Annotated in this window: 19 protein-coding genes and 2 tRNA genes; 2 read left to right on the plus strand and 19 right to left on the minus strand. The window is 57.5% G+C overall.

The annotated features are described in order from the left end of the window. Window positions 1-16: 16 nt before the first annotated feature. The 11 genes from infB to rlmE all read right to left on the minus strand — a co-directional run bounded on the left by infB (window position 17) and on the right by rlmE (window position 11146). On the minus strand, window positions 17-2548 hold the full coding sequence (infB, locus tag ACOYXE_RS18500) for a translation initiation factor IF-2 (protein ID WP_460926390.1): 2532 nt from the start codon (window positions 2546-2548) through the stop codon (window positions 17-19). Between the two features lie 27 nt (window positions 2549-2575). Continuing rightward, on the minus strand, window positions 2576-4057 hold the full coding sequence (gene nusA, locus ACOYXE_RS18505) for a transcription termination factor NusA (protein ID WP_008088341.1): 1482 nt from the start codon (window positions 4055-4057) through the stop codon (window positions 2576-2578). 47 nt (window positions 4058-4104) lie between these two features. Continuing rightward, window positions 4105-4563, minus strand: coding sequence for a ribosome maturation factor RimP (rimP, locus tag ACOYXE_RS18510; protein WP_007993601.1), 459 nt, complete (start codon window positions 4561-4563; stop codon window positions 4105-4107). 139 nt (window positions 4564-4702) lie between these two features. Then, window positions 4703-4779, minus strand: a tRNA-Met gene (locus tag ACOYXE_RS18515). Between the two features lie 97 nt (window positions 4780-4876). Then, a tRNA-Leu gene (locus ACOYXE_RS18520) sits at window positions 4877-4962 on the minus strand. Window positions 4963-4983: 21 nt separating this feature from the next. After that, complete coding sequence (gene secG / locus ACOYXE_RS18525) at window positions 4984-5370, minus strand: preprotein translocase subunit SecG (RefSeq protein ID WP_016986497.1); 387 nt, start codon at window positions 5368-5370, stop codon at window positions 4984-4986. Between the two features lie 4 nt (window positions 5371-5374). Then, window positions 5375-6130, minus strand: a complete 756-nt coding sequence (gene tpiA / locus ACOYXE_RS18530; RefSeq protein WP_016986498.1) for a triose-phosphate isomerase — start codon at window positions 6128-6130, stop codon at window positions 5375-5377. A 65-nt stretch (window positions 6131-6195) separates the two neighbouring features. Continuing rightward, the gene (gene glmM / locus ACOYXE_RS18535; RefSeq protein WP_064119464.1) at window positions 6196-7533 is read right to left on the minus strand and encodes a phosphoglucosamine mutase; all 1338 of its coding nucleotides are present in this window, start codon (window positions 7531-7533) and stop codon (window positions 6196-6198) included. 16 nt (window positions 7534-7549) lie between these two features. Then, on the minus strand, window positions 7550-8401 hold the full coding sequence (folP, locus tag ACOYXE_RS18540) for a dihydropteroate synthase (RefSeq protein ID WP_160055785.1): 852 nt from the start codon (window positions 8399-8401) through the stop codon (window positions 7550-7552). 8 nt (window positions 8402-8409) lie between these two features. Further along, window positions 8410-10314 carry an ATP-dependent zinc metalloprotease FtsH gene (ftsH, locus tag ACOYXE_RS18545; RefSeq protein WP_160060049.1) on the minus strand — a complete coding sequence of 635 codons (1905 nt, stop codon included), beginning with the start codon at window positions 10312-10314 and terminating at the stop codon, window positions 8410-8412. A 202-nt stretch (window positions 10315-10516) separates the two neighbouring features. Next, a complete protein-coding gene (rlmE, locus tag ACOYXE_RS18550) occupies window positions 10517-11146 on the minus strand; it encodes a 23S rRNA (uridine(2552)-2'-O)-methyltransferase RlmE (RefSeq protein ID WP_105705404.1) in 630 nt (209 codons plus the stop codon). Window positions 11147-11247: 101 nt separating this feature from the next. Here rlmE and ACOYXE_RS18555 point away from each other — a divergent pair, with 101 nt between their 5' ends. After that, on the plus strand, window positions 11248-11556 hold the full coding sequence (locus ACOYXE_RS18555) for a YhbY family RNA-binding protein (RefSeq protein WP_007915235.1): 309 nt from the start codon (window positions 11248-11250) through the stop codon (window positions 11554-11556). Between the two features lie 9 nt (window positions 11557-11565). Here the strand turns inward: ACOYXE_RS18555 and ACOYXE_RS18560 are convergent, their stop codons facing one another. The 8 genes from ACOYXE_RS18560 to grpE form a co-directional block, all read right to left on the minus strand. Beyond that, on the minus strand, window positions 11566-11970 hold the full coding sequence (locus tag ACOYXE_RS18560) for an MFS transporter (RefSeq protein ID WP_105705402.1): 405 nt from the start codon (window positions 11968-11970) through the stop codon (window positions 11566-11568). 28 nt (window positions 11971-11998) lie between these two features. Beyond that, on the minus strand, window positions 11999-12475 hold the full coding sequence (gene greA, locus ACOYXE_RS18565; protein ID WP_064119469.1) for a transcription elongation factor GreA: 477 nt from the start codon (window positions 12473-12475) through the stop codon (window positions 11999-12001). After that, window positions 12472-15693, minus strand: a complete 3222-nt coding sequence (gene carB, locus ACOYXE_RS18570; RefSeq protein WP_160055783.1) for a carbamoyl-phosphate synthase large subunit — start codon at window positions 15691-15693, stop codon at window positions 12472-12474. Before carB ends, greA begins: the two co-directional genes overlap by 4 nt. A gap of 126 nt (window positions 15694-15819) precedes the next feature. After that, window positions 15820-16956, minus strand: a complete 1137-nt coding sequence (gene carA / locus ACOYXE_RS18575) for a glutamine-hydrolyzing carbamoyl-phosphate synthase small subunit (RefSeq protein WP_007915228.1) — start codon at window positions 16954-16956, stop codon at window positions 15820-15822. Between the two features lie 257 nt (window positions 16957-17213). After that, complete coding sequence (gene dapB / locus ACOYXE_RS18580; RefSeq protein ID WP_160055781.1) at window positions 17214-18020, minus strand: 4-hydroxy-tetrahydrodipicolinate reductase; 807 nt, start codon at window positions 18018-18020, stop codon at window positions 17214-17216. Between the two features lie 9 nt (window positions 18021-18029). Continuing rightward, window positions 18030-19154 carry a molecular chaperone DnaJ gene (dnaJ, locus tag ACOYXE_RS18585; RefSeq protein ID WP_160055779.1) on the minus strand — a complete coding sequence of 375 codons (1125 nt, stop codon included), beginning with the start codon at window positions 19152-19154 and terminating at the stop codon, window positions 18030-18032. Between the two features lie 297 nt (window positions 19155-19451). After that, window positions 19452-21368 (minus strand): molecular chaperone DnaK, encoded by a 1917-nt coding sequence (gene dnaK / locus ACOYXE_RS18590; RefSeq protein ID WP_007915221.1) that lies wholly within the window; start codon window positions 21366-21368, stop codon window positions 19452-19454. Window positions 21369-21470: 102 nt separating this feature from the next. Then, window positions 21471-22037 carry a nucleotide exchange factor GrpE gene (grpE, locus tag ACOYXE_RS18595; protein WP_007915219.1) on the minus strand — a complete coding sequence of 189 codons (567 nt, stop codon included), beginning with the start codon at window positions 22035-22037 and terminating at the stop codon, window positions 21471-21473. Window positions 22038-22277: 240 nt separating this feature from the next. Here grpE and recN point away from each other — a divergent pair, with 240 nt between their 5' ends. Beyond that, a complete protein-coding gene (gene recN, locus ACOYXE_RS18600) occupies window positions 22278-23951 on the plus strand; it encodes a DNA repair protein RecN (protein WP_460926392.1) in 1674 nt (557 codons plus the stop codon). The last annotated feature ends 42 nt before the right edge of the window (window positions 23952-23993 follow it).

Raw genomic sequence — 23993 nt, forward strand, 5'->3', positions numbered from 1 at the left:
TCCTGAAGTGCGCGAGTTAGAGGCTGCGAGCAACCTGAACCTTCTCGAAGACTTCGATCTTGTCGCCGACTTTGACGTCGTTGTAGCTCTTCACGCCGATACCGCATTCCATGCCGGCACGTACTTCGGAAGCGTCATCCTTGAAGCGGCGCAGGGATTCCAGCTCGCCTTCGAAGATAACGATGTCTTCACGCAGTACACGGATCGGACGGTTACGGTGCACAACACCTTCGATCACCATGCAACCAGCGATCGCGCCAAACTTCGGCGAACGGAACACGTCACGCACTTCCGCCACACCCAGGATGTTCTCGCGAACATCGCTGCCGAGCATGCCGGTCAGGGCTTTCTTGACGTCTTCGATGATGTCGTAGATCACGTTGTAGTAACGCATGTCCAGACCTTCCTGCTCGACGATCTTCCGTGCGCCAGCATCGGCACGCACGTTGAAGCCGAACAGTACAGCGTTCGAAGCCAGTGCCAGGTTAGCGTCGGATTCGGTGATACCACCAACGCCGCCGCCAACTACGCGCACTTGTACTTCGTCGTTGCCCAGGCCATTCAAGGCACCGTTCAACGCTTCCAGCGAACCACGGACGTCGGATTTGAGGACGATGTTGAGCGTCTTCTTCTCGGCCTGACCCATGTTTTCGAAGATGTTTTCCAGCTTGCCGGCGTGAGCACGAGCCAGTTTGACTTCGCGGAACTTGCCTTGACGGAACAGAGCCACTTCACGGGCTTTCTTCTCGTCGGCAACCACGCTCATCTCGTCGCCAGCGTCCGGGGTACCGTCCAGGCCGAGGATTTCGACAGGGATGGATGGACCGGCTTCTTTGATTGGCTTGCCGTTCTCGTCGAGCATGGCACGCACGCGGCCATAGTTCGAACCGACCAGGACCATGTCGCCTTGGCGCAGGGTACCGTCTTGAACCAGAACGGTTGCCACCGGGCCACGACCTTTGTCGAGACGCGATTCAACCACAACGCCGCGGCCAGGAGCCGACGGAGTTGCTTTCAGTTCGAGAACTTCAGCTTGCAGCAGAACGGCTTCAAGCAGCTCGTCCACGCCAGTACCGACTTTCGCCGAAACCGGAACGAACGGCGTATCACCGCCCCACTCTTCGGAAGTCACGCCGTGAACCGACAATTCGCTACGGATGCGATCAAGATCAGCGCCCGGCTTGTCGATTTTGTTCACTGCTACAACCAGTGGAACGCCAGCCGCTACTGCGTGCTGAACAGCTTCAATGGTCTGCGGCATTACGCCGTCGTCGGCTGCAACCACCAGGATCACGATGTCGGTCGCCTTGGCACCACGAGCACGCATTGCGGTAAACGCGGCGTGACCCGGGGTATCGAGGAAGGTGACCATGCCGCGTTCGGTTTCAACGTGGTATGCACCGATGTGCTGGGTGATACCACCGGCTTCGCCAGCAGCTACCTTGGCACGACGGATGTAGTCGAGCAGCGACGTTTTACCGTGGTCAACGTGGCCCATTACGGTCACGACTGGCGCACGGGAGAACGACTCACCTTCAAACTTCAGGGACTCGACCAGGGAATCTTCCAGGGCGGTGTCGCTGACCAGGGTCACTTTGTGGCCCAGCTCTTCGGCTACCAGTTGAGCAGTTTCCTGATCAAGCACCTGGTTGATGGTCGCTGGAGTACCCAGTTTGAACATGAACTTGATGATTTCAGCAGCCTTGACCGACATCTGATTGGCGAGATCGCCAACAGTGATGGTCTCGCCGATCTGCACATCACGCACGACAGGGCCGGTTGGGCTCTGGAAACCGTGGGCGTTGCGCTTTTTCAGCTTGGCCTTGCCGCGACCACCGCGACGGAAGCCATCGCTTTCTTCGTCGGTAGTGCGTGGCGCCACACGTGGAGCCGGCGCTTTTTCTTTGACCGATGCGCGATGCGGAGCGTTTTTGCGCTCGCCATCACCACCACCGCTACGACGATTGTTGTCGTCGGCACGTGGCTTGTCCGGACGGCGCTGTTCGTTCTGCTTGTTGCGAACGTCAGCAGACGGAGCTGGAGCAGCGGCAACCACCGGCGCGCTTTCACGAACAGGTTCGGCAGCGGCAACCGGCGCAGCAGCAGCGGCGCTGTTAGCATCCTGCGCAGCAGCAGGCTGGTTACGCGCTTCTACTTCGGCGCGTTGCTTGGCTTCTTCTTCAGCTTTCTGACGGGCAGCATTTTCTACTGCGCGACGCTCATCCAGTTCACGCTTGCGCTCGGCTTCGATTTCTTCCGGGCTGCGCTGTACGAAAACTTTCTTTTTGCGAACTTCTACGCTGATGCTCTTGCTACCAGCCACACGCAGGGTGCTGGTGGTTTTACGCTGCAGCGTGATCTTGCGTGGTTCTTCCACTTTCGCCTTGTGGCTGCTTTTCAAGTGAGTCAGCAGGGACTGCTTCTCACTGTCAGTCACATTTTCTTCGGCGGCGGTGTGCGGCAGACCTGCCTCACGCATCTGCTGCAACAGGCGCTCTACCGGTGTTTTGACCTCATCGGCCAGTTGTTTCACCGTGACTTGCGTCATGCACTTCTCTCCTCAGGCCGCGCCTAATTACTCGAACCAGTGGGCTCGGGCGGCCATGATCAACTTGCCGGCACGATCATCGTCAATGCCGTCGATGTCGAGCAGGTCGTCAATAGACTGCTCGGCCAGGTCTTCGCGGGTAATTACGCCGCGCACCGCCAGTTCCATCGCCAAATCCTTGTCCATACCCTCAAGCGAGAGCAGGTCTTCGGCCGGATGGGCGTCTGCCAGCTTTTCCTCAGTAGCGATGGCTTTGGTCAACAAACGATCCTTGGCACGAGCGCGAAGCTCGTTGACGGTATCTTCGTCAAAGCCGTCGATGTTGAGCATTTCTTCCAACGGTACGTAGGCAATCTCTTCCAGGCTGGTGAAGCCTTCATCTACCAGCACCTGTGCCAGATCTTCGTCGACTTCCAGCTCGTCGATGAAGTTGCGCAGGATGTCGCCGGTTTCTGCTTGCTGCTTAGCCTGGATGTCCGATTCGGTCATCACGTTCAGGGTCCAGCCAGTCAACTGGCTGGCCAGACGCACGTTCTGACCACCGCGACCGATGGCCTGAGCCAGATTGTCTGCGCCAACGGCGATGTCCATTGCATGGGCATCTTCGTCAACGATAATTGCCGCAACCTCAGCCGGGGACATGGCGTTGATCACGAACTGAGCCGGGTTGTCGTCCCACAGGACGATATCAACACGCTCACCGCCCAACTCACCCGACACTGCCTGGACGCGCGAACCGCGCATACCGATGCAAGCGCCCTGCGGGTCGATGCGTTTGTCCTTCGAGCGGACGGCGATCTTGGCACGCGAACCCGGATCACGGGACGCAGCCATTACTTCGATCAGGCCTTCAGCGATTTCCGGCACTTCGATACGGAACAGCTCGATGAGCATTTCCGGCGCGGTACGCGACAGGATCAGTTGCGGGCCGCGGTTCTCGGTGCGGATTTCCTTGAGCAGCGCACGCAAACGCACGCCGACACGGAAAGTTTCGCGAGAAATGATGTCTTCACGGGCCAGCAACGCTTCAGCGTTGTTACCCAGATCGACGATCACGTTGTCGCGAGTGACCTTTTTCACGGTGCCGGAGATAATTTCCCCAAGGCGCTCGCGATAAGCGTCAACCACTTGAGCGCGCTCGGCTTCACGCACTTTCTGCACGATGACTTGCTTGGCAGTCTGTGCAGCAATGCGGCCGAACTCGATGGATTCGATCTTTTCTTCAACGACGTCGCCAACGTTGGCACCCGGATGCGTTTCGGCAACCTTGCTCGGCCAGGTTTCGATGGCCGGATCGTCGAGATCATTCTCTTCGACGACCGTCCAGCGACGGAAAGTTTCGTATGCCCCGGTGTGGCGGTTAATTTCCACACGCAGGTCAACTTCGTCTTCAAAACGCTTTTTGGTAGCAGTGGCCAAAGCCAGCTCCAGCGCTTCAAAAATTACGCTTGCCGGTACGCCCTTTTCATTGGATACCGACTCAACAACCAGCAGTACTTCTTTGCTCATCGTACGCCTCGCCTTTCGCAAGCCATTGGATCCGCGGGATCCGCGTCTCAGTCAAAACTGGGAATAATGTTGGCCTTGTCGATCATATCGATCGGCAACAGGAACTCATGGTCTTCTACCTGCACCACGACATCCTGTTCTTCTACACCGCGCAGAAGGCCCTGAAAGTTGCGTCGACCTTCAAAAGGCGAGCGCAGCTTGATCTTCACTTGTTCACCGGCAAATTTTGCAAACTGCTCAAGAGTGAACAGTGGGCGCTCCATGCCAGGCGAGGAAACTTCAAGGGTGTATTCAACGGCGATTGGATCTTCAACATCCAGCACACCACTGATCTGACGGCTGACAATGGCGCAATCGTCCACCAGCACGCCACCCTCTTTATCGATATAAACGCGCAACATCGAGTGACGACCCTGAGCCGAAAACTCGATACCCCAGCATTCATAGCCCAGGGCCACGACCACCGGGGCCAGCAAGGCCTGCAACTCTTCTAGCTTGCTCGACACCTGAACCCCCTAGTGCATGATATGTGCATGCTTTGCAAAATAAAAAAATGGGCGAAACGCCCATCCTTGAAACGCCGTCGAACAGCGGCGTTGAAAGTGTCCAGCTAACAAAAAGCCCCTTAAAAGGGGCTCCTTAAACTGGTTGCGGGGGCCGGATTTGAACCGACGACCTTCGGGTTATGAGCCCGACGAGCTACCAGACTGCTCCACCCCGCGACAAAGCTGGGGCGGAAGTATACGACCGATCCCTTATAGGGTCAATGTAACCTTCCACCTGCAAGAAAGCCCGCAACAGCGGGCTCTCCTGACTAATTGGTACCGAGAAGGGGACTCGAACCCCTACACCCTATGGGCACAACCACCTCAAGGTTGCGTGTCTACCAATTCCACCACCTCGGCAAAACTACGTTGAAACTCTTCTTACTTCTGCTCTTGAGCTGGAGGTACGTCAGTCGCTGGAGTAGCCGACTTTTGCTCTTGAAGCACCGGGACATCATCAGAAGCCGGTTGTTGTTGCTTAGGTACTTCCAACACTGCTGGATTTGGGAGACCCGCCTGAGTTAGCTGATGAGCCTTCTCTTTAGCAAAGTAACCTAACCCCAAGCTGGTTATGAAGAAACCGGCGGCAAGTATAGCAGTAAACTTACTAAGAAAGGTAGAGGAACCTTGGCTTCCGAACACAGTATTTGAAGCACCTGCTCCGAAAGACGCGCCAGCGTCCGCACCCTTACCCTGCTGCAGCAAAACCAGAGCAACTACGCCCAATGCACCCAGCAGATGAAAAACGACTACGACTGTTTCCAGCATTTTTTCAGTTTCCCGCGGCGCGACAAATCGCACCGAACTCATCTGCATTCAGGGAAGCCCCACCAATGAGCCCCCCATCGATATCCGGCATGCCGAACAGTTCGACCGCATTGGCCGCCTTCACGCTGCCGCCGTATAGAAGCCGCACACCTCGTGCGACTTCAGAATTCTCTGCCGCCAGCTGCTCGCGAATGGCTTTATGCACATCCTGAGCTTGCTGTGGCGTCGCAGTCAGTCCGGTACCAATAGCCCAGACCGGCTCGTAAGCAATAACTGCCTTGGCAAAAGCACCGACACCCAGCTCCTCGATGATGCTGCCCAGCTGACGCCCGACAACTTCAAGAGTTTTCCCGGCTTCGCGCTGCTCAAGGGTTTCCCCTATACACAACACCGGAATCAAGCCACATGCCTGCGCAGCTGCAAACTTGCGATTCAGCATACCGTCCCGCTCACCCATTATCTGGCGGCGCTCGGAGTGCCCGACAAGCACAAGAGAACAACCTGCATCTACCAACTGACTCGGAGCAATTTCACCGGTCAATGCACCTTGCATGGATTCCACCGCAGAATTCTGCGCGCCGACCGAAATCGACTTGCCTTTCAAGCCATCAATCACTTGATTGATATACAAGCAAGGCGGGAATACCGCGACATCAACACCGCTTGGCAAGGCCAGATGACGAAGGCCGTTGATCAGCTCAGCGACGCTGGCGCGGGTACCGTGCATCTTCCAGTTACCAGCTACCATAGGGCGACGCATGCTGTACCTCGTCGGTCAAAGTGGGCGCAGATGTTACCCAACACAATCATGGCTTGCAAGCCGTATCAGGCAGAAACTTCAGTTACCAGTTTTGCCAGCTCTTCGGCATAGTTGCGAACCTGAGTTTCGTCCTCACCTTCGACCATGACGCGCACCAACGGCTCTGTCCCGGACTTGCGCAAAAGCACGCGACCACGCCCGGCCATTGCCTGGGTTACACGTGCACTTGCTTCCTTGACAGCCGGGTGCTCCAGCGGACTCTCGCCACCACCGAAACGTACATTGATCAGCACCTGAGGACACTTGCGCAAAGCCTGGCGTGTTTGCGCAAGTCCTTCATTACGGGTCTTAAGCGCCATCAGCACTTGCAAAGCCGCGATGATCGCATCACCGGTGGTTGTGTGATTGAAGCAAACGATATGTCCCGAATTCTCGCCACCGACCAGCCAATTGCGCTCAAGCAGTTCGGCGATCACGTAGCGGTCGCCGACATTGGCGCGAATGAACGGAATCGAAAGATCCGCCAGCGCGAGTTCCAACCCCAGATTACTCATCAGGGTGCCGACGACACCGCCCTGCAATTTGCCACGCTCGTGCAGATCACGGGCGATGATGAACAACAATTCATCGCCATCAACGATGGCGCCAGTGTGATCGACCATCAACACCCGATCGCCGTCGCCATCAAAAGCGATACCCAGATCGGCGTGCTCTGCAAGCACCGCCGCCTGCAACTGCCCCATATGAGTCGAGCCGCAATTCTCGTTGATGTTCAGACCATTGGGCTGGGCCGACAATACGACGACTTCTGCACCCAGTTCCCGGAAGACACTCGGAGCAACTTTATAGGTCGCGCCATGCGCACAGTCGATGACGATTTTAAGGCCGGAAAAACTGGTGCCGGTTGGCACACTGCTCTTGCAGAACTCAATGTAGCGACCTGACGCATCATTGATTCGCGACACTTTGCCGATCTTGCTCGATTCAACCACCGTCATGGGGGTATCGAGCAACTCCTCGATCATCAACTCCAGCTCATCCGGCAGCTTTGTGCCCTTACCGGAGAAGAATTTGATGCCGTTATCGTCATGCGGGTTGTGCGAAGCACTGATCACGATACCGGCCTCAGCCTGGAACGTGCGTGACAGATAAGCGATAGCCGGCGTTGGCATAGGACCCAGCAGCATGACATCGGCTCCCGCCGATGTCAGACCAGCCTCAAGTGCCGATTCGAACATATAACCGGAAATCCGCGTGTCCTTGCCGACAAGTACCTTACAGGCACCCATCTTGCGAAAGGCCATGCCGGCCGCCCAGCCGAGCTTGAGCATGAAGTCAGGAGTAATCGGGTATTCACCGACTCGACCACGAATGCCGTCAGTACCAAAGTATTTCTTGCTCATAAGTGCTCCATCATTCTTATTCGGCTGATTCCACGGCCGCGATCATCCGCACCACGTCTACCGTTTCTGCAACATCATGGACACGCAATATGCGCGCACCTTTTACCGACGCCAGTGCCGCCAGCGCCAGGCCACCATGCAGCCGCTCGCCGACAGGACGATTCAAAGCCTGTCCGATCATGCTCTTTCGAGAAACTCCGACAAGCAAGGGCCTGCCCAATGCATGCAGGGCTTCCATGTGCTTGAACAAGCTTAGATTGTGCTGCAGGGTTTTGGCGAAACCGAAACCCGGATCGAGAATGATCCGCTCGGCAGGAATACCTGCCGCCGCACATTGCGCCATACGCTCAGCGAGAAACTCGCCGACTTCGCGCGTGACATCCCGATACTGCGGATTGTCCTGCATATCCCCGGGCTCACCGAGCATATGCATGAGACACACCGGCAAACCGGTAGCCGCCGCTGCATCCAGCGCACCATCGCGCTGTAGCGAGCGCACGTCGTTGATCAATCCGGCACCCAACCGCGCAGTTTCGCGCATGACGGCAGGTGTAGACGTATCCACCGAAATGATCACATCAAGCTCGCGATTGATCAGCTCGACGACCGGTGCGACGCGCTCAAGCTCTTCAAGCGGAGAGACTGCTCGCGCGCCAGGACGCGTGGATTCGCCACCGACATCAATCAGCGTCGCACCGGCTGCAACCATGGCTTCGGCGTGACGCAACGCCGCATCCAGCTGACTGTATTGGCCGCCGTCGGAGAAAGAATCAGGGGTGACATTGAGGATACCCATGACATGCGTCTGGGCCAAATCAAGAACCCGGTTGCCGCAAGGCAACCGGGTCAGGGACTGTACAGAAGTCATTTCAAACCTTAAACGTCAGCAGCCGGGCCGCCAATCGGTGTTTCCGGACGCTCGTCTCGAACCACAGGTGGCGGCGTACCGGTGCCACCTGACCAGTCACGAGGCTCGCGAGGTGTACGACCAGCCATGATGTCGTCGATCTGTTCAGCATCGATCGTTTCGTACTTCATCAGTGCATCAGCCATGGCATCGAGCTTGTCACGGTTGTCCGTGAGGATCTGCTTGGCCGTGCCATAGCACTGGTCAATGATGCTGCGCACTTCGGAGTCGATCAGCTTGGCTGTCTCGCCGGAGAAGCTGGCAGCCTGACCGCCACCACCGCGACCGAGGAATACTTCACCCTCTTCTTCGGCGTACATCAACGGACCGAGCTTTTCCGACAGACCCCACTTGGTCACCATGTTCCGTGCGATCTGGCTGGCACGCATGATGTCGTTAGAGGCGCCTGTAGTTACACCGTCGAAGCCCAGAGTCATTTCTTCTGCAATACGGCCGCCGTACAGCGAGCAGATCTGACTGATCAATGCGCGCTTGGACAGGCTGTAGCGATCTTCTTCCGGCAGGAACATGGTCACACCCAGCGCACGGCCGCGCGGAATGATCGACACCTTGTACACCGGATCATGCTCAGGCACGACGCGACCCACGATGGCGTGGCCAGCTTCGTGATAAGCGGTGTTCTGCTTCTCTTTTTCGGACATGACCATCGACTTGCGCTCGGCGCCCATCATGATCTTGTCTTTGGCCAGTTCGAACTCTTTCATTTCGACGATGCGCTTGCCACTACGTGCAGCGAACAAAGACGCTTCGTTGACCAGGTTAGCCAGGTCAGCACCCGAGAAGCCCGGAGTACCACGCGCGATAACGGCCGGAGCGACGTCGTCACCCATTGGCACTTTGCGCATGTGTACTTTGAGGATTTGTTCGCGACCACGGATATCCGGCAAACCAACCACGACCTGACGGTCGAAACGGCCCGGACGCAGCAGCGCAGGGTCGAGTACGTCTGGACGGTTGGTTGCAGCGATAACAATGATGCCATCGTTCATTTCGAAGCCGTCCATCTCAACCAGCAACTGGTTAAGAGTCTGCTCGCGCTCGTCGTGACCGCCACCCATGCCGGCGCCACGATGGCGACCGACGGCGTCGATTTCATCGATAAAGATGATGCAAGGCGCGTGCTTCTTCGCCTGCTCGAACATGTCACGTACACGACTGGCACCGACACCGACGAACATTTCGACGAAATCGGAACCGGAGATGGTGAAGAACGGAACCTTGGCTTCGCCGGCAATCGCCTTGGCCAGCAAGGTTTTACCGGTACCCGGAGGACCGACCATCAGCACACCGCGAGGAATACGGCCGCCCAGGCGCTGGAACTTGCCCGGATCACGGAGGAATTCAACCAGCTCACCGACTTCTTCCTTGGCTTCGTCGCAACCGGCGACGTCAGCCAATGTGGTTTTTACCTGGTCTTCGGAGAGCAGGCGCGCCTTGCTCTTGCCGAAGCTCATCGGTCCGCCCTTGCCGCCAGCACCGCCCTGCATCTGGCGCATGAAGAACATGAACACCGCGATGATCACCAGGATCGGGAAGCTGGCCACCAGCAGCTGGGTCCAGATGCTTTGCTGTTCAGGCTGCTTGCCTTCAACCACAACGTGGTTGTCGACCAGATCGCCGATCAGGCCATTGTCCTGGATTGCCGGACGAATGGTCTTGAAGCTGTCGCCATCATTGCGTTTGCCGGTGATTACATAGCCATCAACCGCTACGCGCTCGACCTTGCCATCCTTGACCTGCTGGATGAAGTCGGAATAGTTGAGGGTCTGCGGCTCGTTAGGGCTGGAGAAGTTGTTCATCACCGTCACCAGGACAGCCGCGATGATCAACCACAGGATCAGATTCTTTGCCATATCGTTCAATTAACTACCCTCTGAAGCAAGCTCCGCTACTGGCGCGCGCTTCGCATGATATTCACCGGCCTAACTTACTACATTACCTACGACTCTGGCAGGCGCCGTCTGTAACCCTTTGTGAAACACTTTCTACACAATATTCGTTAATGCTAGCCGGGCGAAATACTAAAAACCTATCACCCCGCACAAAAACCTCGTTTTACTCACTACGCCCGCGATAACCCCAAGCCAGCATGTATTGCTCGCGAGAGGTGCCACGAGAGGAGTCCGGCTTGATCATCTGGATCTTGTCGAACTTCTTGCGAGCGTCCTTCAGGTAAACATCAAATCCTTCACCCTGAAAAATCTTGATCACAAAATTGCCACCTGGCTTGAGGATCCGCTCCGCCAGATCAAGTGCCAGCTCGCACAGGAACATGGCCTTCGGCATATCCACTTCAGGCGTACCACTCATATTGGGGGCCATATCGGAAATCACAAGGTCCACCTGCGAATTACCCACAGCCTCAAGGATTCGCCCGAGCACTTCGTCCTCGGTGAAGTCTCCGTGAATGAAGGTCACGTCAGGAATACTGTCCATTTCCAGAATGTCCGATGCGATCAAACGGCCCTGACCGCCGATCAGGCGGCTGGTGACCTGCGACCAACCCCCGGGCGCTGCACCTAGATCGACAACGCTCATGCCAGGGCGGATCAGCTTGTATTTCTCCTGGATTTCCAGAAGTTTGTAACTCGCACGCGAGCGGTAGCCATCCTTCTGCGCTTGTTTCACATAAGGATCGTTGACATGTCTTTTCAGCCAACCAAGGCTTGTCTTGGAACGCGCCATTGGGCACCTCGTTGATAAGGGTCGTGATTAATTGGGCGGATCCACGAGCCCTCGGGTAAAATGGCCGCCATTTTACAGAATCCAGACGAAAGGGTCAGATTATGCCGCTCACTCCAGAGCAGAAGAAACAGTACAAATCCATTGGCCACCACCTCAAACCAGTTTTGACGGTAGCTGACAACGGTTTGACTGAAGGTGTTTTAGCCGAACTTGAACGCGCTTTGGCGGATCACGAGCTGATCAAAATCAAGCTCAATATCCTCGATCGCGAATCGCGCCTCGCGCACATCGCAGAGCTGTGCAAGGTTGGCAAAGCGGACCTGGTGCAGGTCATCGGCAAGATGGCACTGATTTACCGCAAGAACTTCAGCGTCAACAAGCAACTGTCGAACGTTCATCGCTTCAAGTGATGACAAGGGTCAAGGGTGTGCTTCGCGCACCCTGCCACTCCATCCTGGCACCGGCTGCATTACCAGCACCAGCCCGGAAAACCCCAGAACCAGATAACTGAACACCTGCCAGCGCTGCGCATCCGGCCAGCCGACACGCACTGCGACAAACATCGCACACGCATACAAAGCCATCAACAGCACCTGCCCACGAAAATCTCGCCATAGACTGGCAAGGCCCTCGGCCTGTACCAGCACCAAAGCCTGAAAAATAACGCATGCTGCGGCAAAACCTACCACCAGCACTTCAAATGCACTGGCGACTTCATCGATCAGCAACGGTGCCAGGCCAATCTGGCCCAGCGCCGGCTGCAAACCGAGATGTATCAGCCATAGACCGCCGACCCAAAGCATCTGGGTCAGCTGCCAAAGCATGGCGCCCGCATGCAGCGGGCGCCCTTTTTCAGATGTGACGGACTTCGACAATCTCGTACTCGATCACGCCGCTCGGCGTTTTCACGGCGACCACATCGCCCTCTTCCTTGCCAATCAAGGCACGGGCCAAAGGCGAGCCAACCGAAATCTTGCCGAGTTTGAAGTCAGCCTCATCCTCACCCACGATGTGGTAAGTGACGCTTTCATCGGTCTCGACGTTGGCGATTTCGACGGTAGTACCGAAAATCACTTTGCCGGTGTGCGGAATCGACGTGACGTCAATGATGACCTGATTCTGAATCCGGCCTTCGATATCACGAATCCGCGCTTCGACCATGCCCTGCTGTTCGCGTGCGGCATGGTATTCAGCGTTTTCTTTCAAGTCACCCAACTCGCGGGCCGTACCGATGTCCTGGCTGAGCTTCGGACGAACGACCTTGGTCAGGTGAGCGTGTTCTTCTTCCAGGGCTTTAGCGCCCTGGACAGTCATTGGGTATTTGATCATGCCTTCAATCCTGCGTGTAGATCCTGCAAGCGACGCACGGTCTTTTCCGGACCGAACTTCAGCGCTTCACAGATAGCTTCGCCAGCAGCAATAGTGGTGGTGCAGTAAATCTTGTGCTGCAAGGCATTACGACGAATGGAGTACGAATCAGCGATCGACTGACGACCTTCGGTGGTGTTGATGATCAGGGTGACTTCGTCATTCTTGATCATGTCGACCACGTGCGGACGACCCTCGGTCACCTTGTTCACACGGCGCACTTTCAGGCCTGCGGCTTCGATTAGCTTGGCAGTACCGGCAGTGGCAACCACTTCGAAACCCAAGTTGATCAGATCGCGGGCCACGCCTGCAACCAGAGGCTTGTCATCGTCGCGAACGCTGATGAACGCAGTACCGCCGGTCGGCAGCACTTCGCTGGCGCCCATCTGGGCTTTGGCGAATGCTTCACCGAAGGTGTCGCCGACGCCCATCACTTCACCGGTCGACTTCATCTCTGGGCCGAGGATCGGGTCAACGCCAGGGAATTTGGCGAACGGGAACACCGCCTCTTTCACGCTGTAGAAGTTCGGGATGATTTCCTTGGTGAAGCCAATTTCTTTCAGGGTCTTACCAGCCATCACGCGGGCAGCGATCATGGCCAGGGAGACACCGATGCACTTCGACACGAACGGTACGGTACGCGAAGCGCGCGGGTTGACTTCGATGACGTAGATGTCTTCGCCCTGCAAAGCCAACTGCACGTTCATCAGGCCGACAACGCCCAGTTCCAGAGCCATTTTCTTGACCTGTTCGCGCATCTCGTCCTGGATGTGCGCCGGCAGCGAGTACGGCGGCAGCGAGCAAGCGGAGTCACCGGAGTGAACGCCAGCCTGTTCGATGTGCTGCATGATCGCGCCGATCACCACGTCTTTGCCGTCGCAGACCGCATCCACGTCCATCTCGATGGCGCAGTTGAGGAAGTGGTCGAGCAGCACCGGGCTGTCGTTGGACACTTTCACCGCGTCACGCAGGTAGCGCTTGAGCTCTTCTTCTTCGTAAACGATTTCCATCGCGCGACCACCCAGGACATAGGATGGGCGCACTACCAGCGGGTAGCCGATCTTGCTGGCGGCACGAATCGCTTCGTCTTCGCTGCGCACGGTGGCATTTGGCGGCTGACGCAGGTTCAGGCGCTCAACCATTTGCTGGAAGCGCTCACGGTCTTCGGCACGGTCGATAGCGTCAGGGCTGGTGCCGATGATTGGCACGCCAGCCGCTTCCAGGGCACGCGCCAGTTTCAGCGGAGTCTGACCACCGTACTGGACGATCACGCCTTTCGGCTTCTCGACGCGGCAGATTTCCAGCACGTCTTCGAGGGTTACCGATTCGAAGTACAGACGGTCGGAAGTGTCGTAGTCAGTGGAAACGGTTTCCGGGTTGCAGTTGACCATGATGGTTTCGTAGCCGTCTTCGCGCAGAGCGAGGGCGGCGTGCACGCAGCAGTAGTCGAACTCGATGCCCTGGCCGATACGGTTCGGACCGCCACCCAGAATCATGATCTTGTCGCGACCCGAAGGCGCGGCTTCGCACTCTTCCTCGTAAGTCGAGTAGAGGTATGCGGTGTCGGTGGCGAACTCGGCGGCGCAGGTGTCAACGCGCTTGTAAACCGGGAACACTTCCAGCTTGTGACGGTGCGTGCGCAGGTTCTTTTCGGTCACACCCAGCAGCTTGGCCAGACGCTGATCGGAGAAGCCTTTGCGCTTGAGCTTGTACATCAGGTCGCGGTCGATCGCGGACAGACCGAGGGTCTTGACCTTCTCTTCGTCCTTGATCAGATCTTCGATCTGTACCAGGAACCAAGGGTCGATCATGTTCATGCCGAAGATTTCTTCGACGGTCATGCCGGCGCGGAAAGCGTCCGCCACGTACCAGATACGCTCGGCGCCCGGCACGGTCAGTTCGCGCTTGAGCACGCTCATGCTTTCCGGGTTGCTCAGGTCGAGCTTCTCGTCCAGACCGCAAACGCCGACTTCCAGACCGCGCAGAGCTTTCTGCAGGGATTCCTGGAAGGTACGGCCGATGGCCATGACTTCACCAACCGACTTCATCTGAGTGGTCAGTCGCGCGTCAGCCTTGGCGAATTTCTCGAAGGCAAAGCGCGGCAGCTTGGTCACAACGTAGTCGATCGACGGCTCGAAGGACGCCGGAGTCTTGCCGCCGGTGATGTCGTTCGACAGTTCGTCGAGGGTGTAGCCCACAGCCAGTTTGGCCGCGACTTTTGCAATCGGGAAACCGGTGGCTTTCGAAGCCAGGGCCGAGGAACGCGATACGCGCGGGTTCATCTCGATCACGACCATGCGGCCAGTGTTCGGGCAGATACCGAATTGAACGTTGGAGCCGCCAGTCTCGACGCCGATCTCGCGCAGTACCGCCAGGGAGGCGTTACGCAGGATCTGGTATTCCTTGTCGGTCAGGGTTTGCGCTGGAGCAACGGTGATCGAGTCACCGGTGTGCACGCCCATCGGGTCGAAGTTTTCGATCGAGCAGACGATGATGCAGTTGTCCTTTTTGTCGCGGACAACTTCCATTTCATATTCTTTCCAGCCGATCAGCGATTCGTCGATCAGCAGCTCTTTGGTCGGCGACAGGTCCAGACCACGGGCGCAGATTTCTTCGAACTCTTCACGGTTGTAAGCGATACCGCCACCGGTGCCGCCCATGGTGAAGGACGGACGAATGATGCACGGGAAGCCGAGGGTTTCGAGAACCGCGTTGGCCTCTTCCATGCTGTGGGCGATACCGGAACGCGGGCACGCCAGGCCGATGGATTTCATCGCCTTGTCGAAACGCGAACGGTCTTCAGCCTTGTCGATGGTGTCAGCGTTGGCGCCGATCATTTCTACGCCGAACTTTTCCAGAACGCCTTCGCGTTCGAGGTCCAGGGCGCAGTTCAGAGCGGTCTGGCCGCCCATGGTTGGCAGCACCGCGTCCGGACGTTCTTTTTCGATGATCTTGGCAACGGTCTGCCACTTGATCGGTTCGATGTAGGTGGCGTCGGCCATGTCCGGGTCGGTCATGATGGTGGCCGGGTTGGAGTTCACCAGGATGACGCGGTAACCCTCTTCGCGCAGGGCTTTGCAGGCCTGGGCGCCGGAGTAGTCGAATTCGCAGGCCTGGCCGATAACGATCGGGCCAGCGCCGAGAATCAGGATGCTTTTAATGTCTGTACGTTTTGGCATGGGTTTGTCACTCAAATCCGCAGGTCAGTCGGCAAGCCGTCTTGATCGATTTCTGAAGTCTCGAGGGGGCCACCGGTGTCGGGGCCGCCCTCGAGGGGCTTCTCTCTACAGTCTCAAGGCGAACGCTTAGCGTCGCTTGGCCATCTCGTTGATGAAGCGGTCGAACAGTGGCGCGACATCGTTCGGGCCGGGGCTCGCTTCAGGGTGGCCCTGGAAGCTGAACGCGCTCTTGTCGGTGCGCTCGATGCCTTGCAGGGTGCCGTCGAACAGCGATTTGTGGATCGCACGCACATTGGCTGGCAGGGTTTCTTCGTCGACCGCGAAGCCGTGGTTCTGGCTGGTGATCATCACCACGCCAGTGTCCAGATCCTGCACCGGGTGGTTGGCACCGTGGTGGCCATGGCCCATTTTCAGGGTCTTGGCGCCGGAGGCCAGAGCCAGCAGTTGGTGACCGAGGCAGATGCCGAATACCGGAATTTCGGTTTCCAGCACTTCCTTGATCGCCTTGATCGCGTAGTCGCATGGCTCCGGGTCACCCGGGCCGTTGGACAGGAACACGCCGTCCGGCTTCAGTGCCAGCACATCAGCGGCCGGGGTCTGAGCCGGCACCACGGTGACGCGGCAGCCGCGCTCGACCAGCATGCGCAGGATGTTGACCTTGACGCCGTAGTCGTAAGCAACCACGTGGTAAGGCAGCTCGGAAGCGTCGATGGTCGCGTGGCTGTCGGTCTTCAGATCCCAGACAGTCGAGCGCCATTCGTATTGGGTCTTGGTGCTGACGACTTTCGCCAGGTCCATGCCTTTCAGGCCCGGGAAGCCTTGCGCAGCGGCGATGGCCGCTTCTTCGGAGATGTTGTCGCCGGCCATGATGCAGCCGTTCTGAGCGCCTTTTTCACGCAGGATACGGGTCAGGCGACGGGTGTCGATACCGGCGATGGCCACAACGTTGTTGGCTTTCAGGTAGTCGGACAGGGACATCGTGTTACGCCAGTTGCTCGCTACCAGCGGCAGGTCACGGATGACCAGGCCAGCGGACCAGACGCGGTCGGACTCGGCATCTTCCGGAGTGGTGCCGGTGTTGCCGATGTGCGGGTAAGTCAGGGTAACGATCTGTTGGGCGTAGGAAGGATCGGTAAGGATTTCCTGATAGCCGGTCATTGCGGTGTTGAACACCACCTCACCAACGGTTTGACCGTCGGCACCAATGGCTTCGCCGCGAAAAATGCTGCCATCAGCAAGGGCAAGTATGGCTGGCTTAGTCAAGAAGACCTCCCGTAAATAACGCATGAAAGGGCGATCGCAGGTTGTAAAAAAGCGGAGTGACGTATGGACACGTCACCCCGCTTCTTCACTGAATTATTCTGCGCGCTTTTAGTGGACACACTAAAGCTGTAGCTTACAGAAAAAGGCTTTTTTGGTCCACCGCTAAAGAGCCTAAAAGGCCGGAGAATGCGACAGGTCGTCGCCAAGCGGAGAAAAACCAGCGCAAACAGGGCGTTTGCGCCGGGTTCAGCAGTGTATCAACGCAGGTCGAGCACGTCTTGCATGTCATACAGACCCGGCTCACGACCATCCAGCCACAACGCAGCACGTACCGCGCCCTTGGCAAAAGTCATGCGACTCGAAGCCTTGTGCGTGATCTCCAGACGCTCACCTTCACAGGCGAACAGCACGGTGTGATCACCGACCACATCACCACCACGCACAGTGGCGAAGCCGATGGTTTCACGCTCACGAGCGCCGGTGTGACCTTCTCGACCGTAAACAGCAACCTTCTGCAGATCACGATCCAGCGCACTGGCAATCACTTCACCCATGCGCAACGCCGTACCCGACGGCGCATCGATCTTGTGACGGTGATGAGCTTCGATAATTTCGATGTCCGCTTCATCACCCAGCACGCGCGCCGCCATATCGAGCAATTTCAGCGACAGATTGACGCCGACACTGAAGTTGGCCGCGAACACGATCGGAATATCCTTGCCCGCCTCGGCCAGCAACTGTTTCTGCCCAGCGTCGAGGCCAGTGGTACCGATAACCATCGCTTTGCCTGCCTTGCGGCAGAACGCGAGGTTTTTCAGCATAACTTCCGGCAGGGTGAAGTCGATCAATACATCGAACTCTTCAGCCACAGCTTCGATATGCCCGGACAGCGGCACGCCGATACGACCCAGCGAGGCCAGCTCACCGGCATCAACGCCGATCAGCGTACTGCCCGGACGAACCACGGCAGCGGTCAACCCGGTCAGCGGCGCACGCTGCTGCACGGCTTCGACCAGAATCTTGCCCATGCGCCCAGCAGCGCCCATCACAGCTATACGTCGCATGCGGACTCCTTACAGATCGCCGAAGAAGCGCTTCACACCGTCGAACCAGCCAGTGGTTTTCGGCGAGTGGCTGTTGTCGTCCGCCAGCGAGCTGCGGAACTCTTCCAGCAGTTCGCGCTGACGACGATTCAGATTGACCGGCGTCTCGACTGCCACACGGCACATCAAGTCGCCCGCACCGCCGCCACGTACCGGCGCCACGCCTTTACCGCGCACGCGGAACTGCTTGCCGGTCTGAGTGCCTTCGGGAATTTTCAGTTTGACGCGACCGTCGAGGGTCGGAATTTCCAACTCGCCGCCCAACGCCGCATCGACGAAGCTGATCGGCACTTCGCAGAACAGATGTTTGCCATCACGCTGGAAGATGTCGTGCTCGCGCACGTTGATGACTACATACAGGTCGCCAGTCGGCCCGCCCTGCGAACCCGCCTCGCCTTCGCCGGACAGACGAATGCGGTCGCCGGTGTCGACGCCGGCCGGCACTTTGACCGACAGGGTTTTGTACTCTTCAACGCGACCGTCACCGTGGCAGGAGTCGCACGGATCGGAAATGATCTTGCCCTGGCCATGGCAACGCGGGCAGGTTTGCTGCACCGAGAAGAAGCCCTGCTGCATGCGCACCTGACCGATGCCACCACAGGTCGGGCACGTCGATGGCGAGGAGCCCTTCTTGGCACCCGAACCGTCGCACGGCTTGCAATTGACCAGTGTCGGAACGCGGATATTCACCGACGTACCGCGCACCGCTTCTTCCAGATTCAGCTCCAGGGTGTAGCGCAAGTCGCTGCCACGCTGAGCGCCGCCACGGGAACCGCCGCGACCGCCACCGAAGAAATCACTGAAGACATCACCAAAGATGTCCGAGAAGTTCTGACCGCCGAAACCGGCACCGCCGCCACCCATGCTCGGGTCGACACCGGCATGACCGTACTGGTCGTACGCCGCACGCTTGCTGGAGTCGGACAGCACTTCGTAGGCCTCGTTGGCCTCTTTGAACATTTCTTCCGACGCTTTGTCATCGGGATTACGGTCCGGGTGGTGCTTCATCGCCAGACGACGGTAAGCCTTTTTCAGGTCCGCATCGCTTGAGCCGCGCTCAACACCCAACACTTCGTAATAGTCACGCTTTGCCATAAGTCTTCTGCACTCTTGAGGACGTTCGGCAAACCCCTCCTGAGGATCGCCAAACTCGTTGAGCCCCAATACAGGCCCGGACCCAACTCACGTCAATTCAACGATCCTGGTCTTTGTTTCTTGCGGTACTTTCGGCACGAAAAGCAGGAGCATTCCCGGCCATACCACCAACATCCGAACCTTGTCGCATGCTGTAAAAATTCGCGTATTCCAGATACGCCAACGCGGGAGCTAGCTCCCGCGCGGCGACATCCTACCAGTCACTGCCTAAAGGCAGTCAACCGGCCGACCAACAACTTACTTGTGGTCTTTGACTTCTTCGAACTCTGCATCGACAACGTCGTCAGCCTTCTCAGCCGATTCGCCTTGCGGGGCTGCACCATCAGCTGGCTGCGCCTGTTCGGCGTACATCTTCTGAGCAACCGGAGCGGAGACTTTCGACAGCTCTTCAACCTTGGCTTCGATAGCAGCCTTGTCGTCGCCTTTGACAGCGGCTTCCAGAGCAACCACAGCGGCTTCGATCGCAGTCTTCTCTTCGGCGGTGACTTTGTCGCCCGCGTCAGCAATCATTTTGCGCGTCGAGTGAACCAGTGCATCACCCTGGTTACGGGCAGCGGCCAGCTCTTCGAACTTGCGGTCTTCCTCAGCGTTGGCTTCGGCGTCACGCACCATGCGCTCGATTTCTTCGTCGGACAGACCGGAGTTGGCCTTGATCACGATCGACTGAGTCTTGCCGGTCGCCTTGTCTTTCGCACCAACGTGCAGGATGCCGTTAGCGTCGATGTCGAAGGTCACTTCGATCTGCGGCACGCCACGTGGAGCAGGTGGAATGTCGGCCAGGTCGAACTTGCCCAGGGACTTGTTCTGAGTGGCTTGCTTACGCTCGCCCTGCAGCACGTGAATGGTCACAGCGCCCTGGTTGTCGTCGGCAGTCGAGAACACTTGCGATTTCTTGGTAGGAATCGTGGTGTTTTTCTCGATCAGCGCGGTCATCACGCCACCCATGGTTTCGATACCCAGGGTGAGCGGGCTGACGTCGAGCAGCAGAACGTCTTTCACGTCACCGGCCAGAACGGCGCCCTGAATCGCTGCACCCATGGCAACAGCTTCGTCCGGGTTAACGTCTTTACGCGCTTCTTTACCGAAGAAATCAGTAACCAGCTTCTGCACCAGCGGCATACGGGTCTGACCACCGACCAGAATCACGTCGTTGATCGCGCCAACGTCCAGACCAGCGTCTTTCATGGCGATGCGGCAAGGTTCGATGGTGCGCTGAACCAGGTCTTCAACCAGTGCTTCGAGCTTGGCACGCGAGATCTTCACGTTCAGGTGCTTAGGACCGGTCGCGTCTGCAGTGATGTACGGCAGGTTGACGTCGGTCGACTGAGCGGACGACAGCTCGATCTTGGCTTTCTCAGCGGCTTCTTTCAGGCGCTGCATGGCCAGCGGGTCACCTTTGAGGTTCATGCCGCTTTCTTTCTTGAATTCGTCAACGAGGTAGTCGATCAGACGAATGTCAAAGTCTTCACCACCGAGGAACGTGTCACCGTTGGTGGCCAGAACTTCGAACTGGTGCTCGCCATCAACTTCAGCGATCTCGATCACGGAAACGTCGAAGGTACCGCCACCCAGGTCATAAACGATCACGGTGTGATCGCCCTTGGCCTTGTCCATACCGTAAGCCAGAGCAGCTGCGGTCGGTTCGTTGATGATGCGTTTTACGTCCAGACCGGCGATGCGGCCGGCGTCTTTGGTCGCCTGACGCTGGCTGTCGTTGAAGTAGGCCGGAACGGTGATCACCGCTTCGGTCACGGTCTCGCCGAGGTAGTCTTCGGCGGTCTTCTTCATCTTTTTCAGAATTTCAGCCGAGATTTGTGGCGGTGCCATTTTCTGGCCGTTCACTTCAACCCAGGCGTCGTTGTTGTCAGCCTTGACGATCTTGTAAGGGACCATCTGGATGTCTTTCTGCACAACTTCTTCGTCGAAACGACGACCGATCAGACGCTTTACTGCGTACAGGGTGTTGTGCGGGTTGGTCACAGCCTGACGCTTGGCCGACTGACCTACCAGAATTTCGCCATCGTTGGCGTAAGCGATGATCGACGGCGTGGTACGCGCGCCTTCAGCGTTTTCAATAACTTTTGCTTTGCCATTTTCCAGCACGGAGACGCAGGAGTTGGTGGTCCCCAGGTCGATACCGATAATTTTGCCCATGTTAACTCTCCCGAAACTTTGGATTTTTTTGCCGCAGCAGTGGTGGCTGACTGCGGTAATACTTAAACGCTTGACTTCTAAATGGGGGCCTTGCGGCTAATTTCAAGCCTTCTCGTCAATCGAAGGCGAAATTGGCGCAGGCGCCTTGCTGACCACAACCATGGCCGGACGCAGCAGGCGACCGTTGAGCTGGTAACCCTTCTGGAACACCTTCAGAACGCTGTTCGGTTCTACGTCGGCGCTTTCTTGCATGGCCATCGCTTGATGCTGAACGGCGTTGAACGGTTCGCCGTGCGGATCGATCGCTTCCAGCTGATAACGCTTGAGGGTGTCGTGGAACATTTTCAGCGTCAGCTCAATGCCTTCGCGCATCGGACGAATGCTTTCGTCGTCCGGGTTCGACAGCTCGAGGCCGCGCTCCAGGCTGTCGACGATCGGCAACAGGTCGCCGGCAAATTTTTCCAGGGCAAACTTGTGCGCCTTCTCGACGTCCTGCTCGGCACGGCGACGGACGTTCTGCAGATCAGCAGCAACACGCAGAGATTGATCCTGCGCGGCGGCCAATTGCTCTTCGAGCACTTGTACACGGGTCGCCAGGTCATCACCCGAACCTTCGGGCGCCTGATTGGCTTCTGGGTTTTGCGTATCTACTGTCTGTTCGTCAGCCATAGAATTCTCCTTTCAATTTCGTCCGCGAGCCTGACTCGCGCTTCTGCCCCGATATATGGGGCCGCAAAATCAGGCTTCAAGGGCCTGCAAACATTAACCCTACAAAAAAGTGTCGAATCTTCATTCCTCGATGAGCTAAGCAAATCTGCGGTTCAAGCAAATCGAGCTAAGGGAGGGCATTGTCAGCGCGAAACGAAACACTGTATAAATAACCAGACCTTTAGCTTGGGAGCGGCCTTTATGCTGGTGCACCTGTCCGTACATAACTACGCCATCGTTGAACATCTCGATCTCGAACTCGATCGCGGGATGAGCGTGATCACGGGCGAAACCGGCGCCGGCAAGTCGATCATGCTCGACGCACTGGGCCTGACCTTGGGTGATCGCGCCGACAGCGGCGTGGTCCGTCCCGGCGCTGACAAGGCAGATATCCTCGCGACCTTTGATTTGGCGGACATTCCTGAAGCCAGCGCGTGGCTGGCCGAGCGCGATCTGGATACTGATGGCCCGTGCATTCTGCGCCGGGTAATCACCTCGGAAGGTCGTTCACGCGGATACATCAATGGCACGCCCTGCCCGCTCGGCGACCTCAAGTCATTGGGCGAGTTGTTGATCGATATCCACAGCCAGCACGAACACCAATCCCTGCTGAAAACCGATACTCATCGCCGCTTGCTGGACGAATATGCCGGCGCCAACGATCTTGCCCGCCAGGTTCAACTCGCCGCCCAGCGCTGGCGCCAGACTCGCCAGGAGCTGGAACGTCTCTCCAATTCCGGTGACGAACAACGCGCCCGCCATCAATTACTCAGCTATCAACTGGAAGAGCTGGAAAATCTCGGCTTGGGCGATAACGAACTGGAGCAACTGGAGCAGGAACACAAAAACCTGACCAACGCTGAAACCCTGCTAGGCATCTGTCGGCAAGTGGTCGAGCAATGCAGCGAAAGCGATTCCGGCAATGTGCTGAATGCGCTGACCGCCAGCCTCAATCGCCTGTCGAGCGTGAACAATTCCGTTGGCGCACTGGGCGAAGCCAGCAGTTTGCTGACCAGCGCGCAGATCCAGGTCGAAGAGGCCGTCGGTGAACTCAATCGTTTCCTCGATAACTTCGATGCCGATCCAGCGCGCCTGCAATATCTGGAAGAACGTCTCGACGCGATCTACACCTTGGCGCGCAAGCATCGGATTCAACCCACCGAAGTCGGTGAAATGCAGCAGAAACTGCTGGATGAAATCGAAACCCTCAACGCCAATGACGAATCCATCGAGCGCTTGGGTGAAGAGCTGGCCTCATACGCCCGCCACTATCAAGAGAAGGCGCGGGAACTGAGCGATTTGCGGCATCAGGCTGCCGGCAGTCTCGCCAGTGCGGTTGAGCAGGAGATTCAGCGACTGGGCATGCCGGGTGGTCGATTCACTATCGAACTGAAGGCCAATAGCAGCGACGAATTGCTGCCCAACGGGCTGGAGCAGGTCGAATTGCTAGTCAGCGCCAACCCGGGGCAACCGCTGAAGGCGCTGGCAAAAGTCGCTTCCGGCGGCGAGCTGTCACGGATCAGCCTGGCGATTCAGGTGATCACCGCGCAGACATCCCGCGTTCCGACACTGGTATTCGACGAAGTGGACGTCGGCATCGGTGGGCCGACCGCAGAAATTGTCGGCCAACTGTTGCGCCGTCTCGGCGATCGCGGCCAGGTATTGACCGTCACGCACTTGCCGCAAGTGGCAGCGCAGGGTCATCAGCATTTGTTTGTGCACAAAGTGCGCGGTGAAGAGGCGACTCACACCGCCGTCTCCAAACTGAGCAAGAACGACCGTATAGAAGAAGTGGCGCGCATGCTCGGCGGCATCGATCTGACCAAGGAATCCCTGGCTCACGCGAAAAAAATGGTTGTCACCACCAAGGTTTGACAACGACAGAAAGCACGAAGGCGACCCTTGGGTCGCCTTCGT

The sequence above is a fragment of the Pseudomonas sp. MC6 genome (assembly GCF_054790575.1).

Excerpts from the sequence above, each read along its gene's own strand:
- ACOYXE_RS18555 (WP_007915235.1), top strand. The coding sequence starts at position 11,248 with ATGCCGCTCACTCCAGAGCAGAAGAAACAGTACAAATCCATTGGCCAC.
- dnaJ (WP_160055779.1), bottom strand. The coding sequence starts at position 19,154 with ATGGCAAAGCGTGACTATTACGAAGTGTTGGGTGTTGAGCGCGGCTCA.
- rlmE (WP_105705404.1), bottom strand. The coding sequence starts at position 11,146 with ATGGCGCGTTCCAAGACAAGCCTTGGTTGGCTGAAAAGACATGTCAAC.
- dnaK (WP_007915221.1), bottom strand. The coding sequence starts at position 21,368 with ATGGGCAAAATTATCGGTATCGACCTGGGGACCACCAACTCCTGCGTC.
- greA (WP_064119469.1), bottom strand. The coding sequence starts at position 12,475 with ATGATCAAATACCCAATGACTGTCCAGGGCGCTAAAGCCCTGGAAGAA.
- carB (WP_160055783.1), bottom strand. The coding sequence starts at position 15,693 with ATGCCAAAACGTACAGACATTAAAAGCATCCTGATTCTCGGCGCTGGC.
- nusA (WP_008088341.1), bottom strand. The coding sequence starts at position 4,057 with ATGAGCAAAGAAGTACTGCTGGTTGTTGAGTCGGTATCCAATGAAAAG.
- recN (WP_460926392.1), top strand. The coding sequence starts at position 22,278 with ATGCTGGTGCACCTGTCCGTACATAACTACGCCATCGTTGAACATCTC.
- grpE (WP_007915219.1), bottom strand. The coding sequence starts at position 22,037 with ATGGCTGACGAACAGACAGTAGATACGCAAAACCCAGAAGCCAATCAG.
- dapB (WP_160055781.1), bottom strand. The coding sequence starts at position 18,020 with ATGCGACGTATAGCTGTGATGGGCGCTGCTGGGCGCATGGGCAAGATT.
- folP (WP_160055785.1), bottom strand. The coding sequence starts at position 8,401 with ATGACTTCTGTACAGTCCCTGACCCGGTTGCCTTGCGGCAACCGGGTT.
- glmM (WP_064119464.1), bottom strand. The coding sequence starts at position 7,533 with ATGAGCAAGAAATACTTTGGTACTGACGGCATTCGTGGTCGAGTCGGT.
- ftsH (WP_160060049.1), bottom strand. The coding sequence starts at position 10,314 with ATGGCAAAGAATCTGATCCTGTGGTTGATCATCGCGGCTGTCCTGGTG.
- ACOYXE_RS18560 (WP_105705402.1), bottom strand. The coding sequence starts at position 11,970 with ATGCTTTGGCAGCTGACCCAGATGCTTTGGGTCGGCGGTCTATGGCTG.
- secG (WP_016986497.1), bottom strand. The coding sequence starts at position 5,370 with ATGCTGGAAACAGTCGTAGTCGTTTTTCATCTGCTGGGTGCATTGGGC.
- infB (WP_460926390.1), bottom strand. The coding sequence starts at position 2,548 with ATGACGCAAGTCACGGTGAAACAACTGGCCGATGAGGTCAAAACACCG.
- tpiA (WP_016986498.1), bottom strand. The coding sequence starts at position 6,130 with ATGCGTCGCCCTATGGTAGCTGGTAACTGGAAGATGCACGGTACCCGC.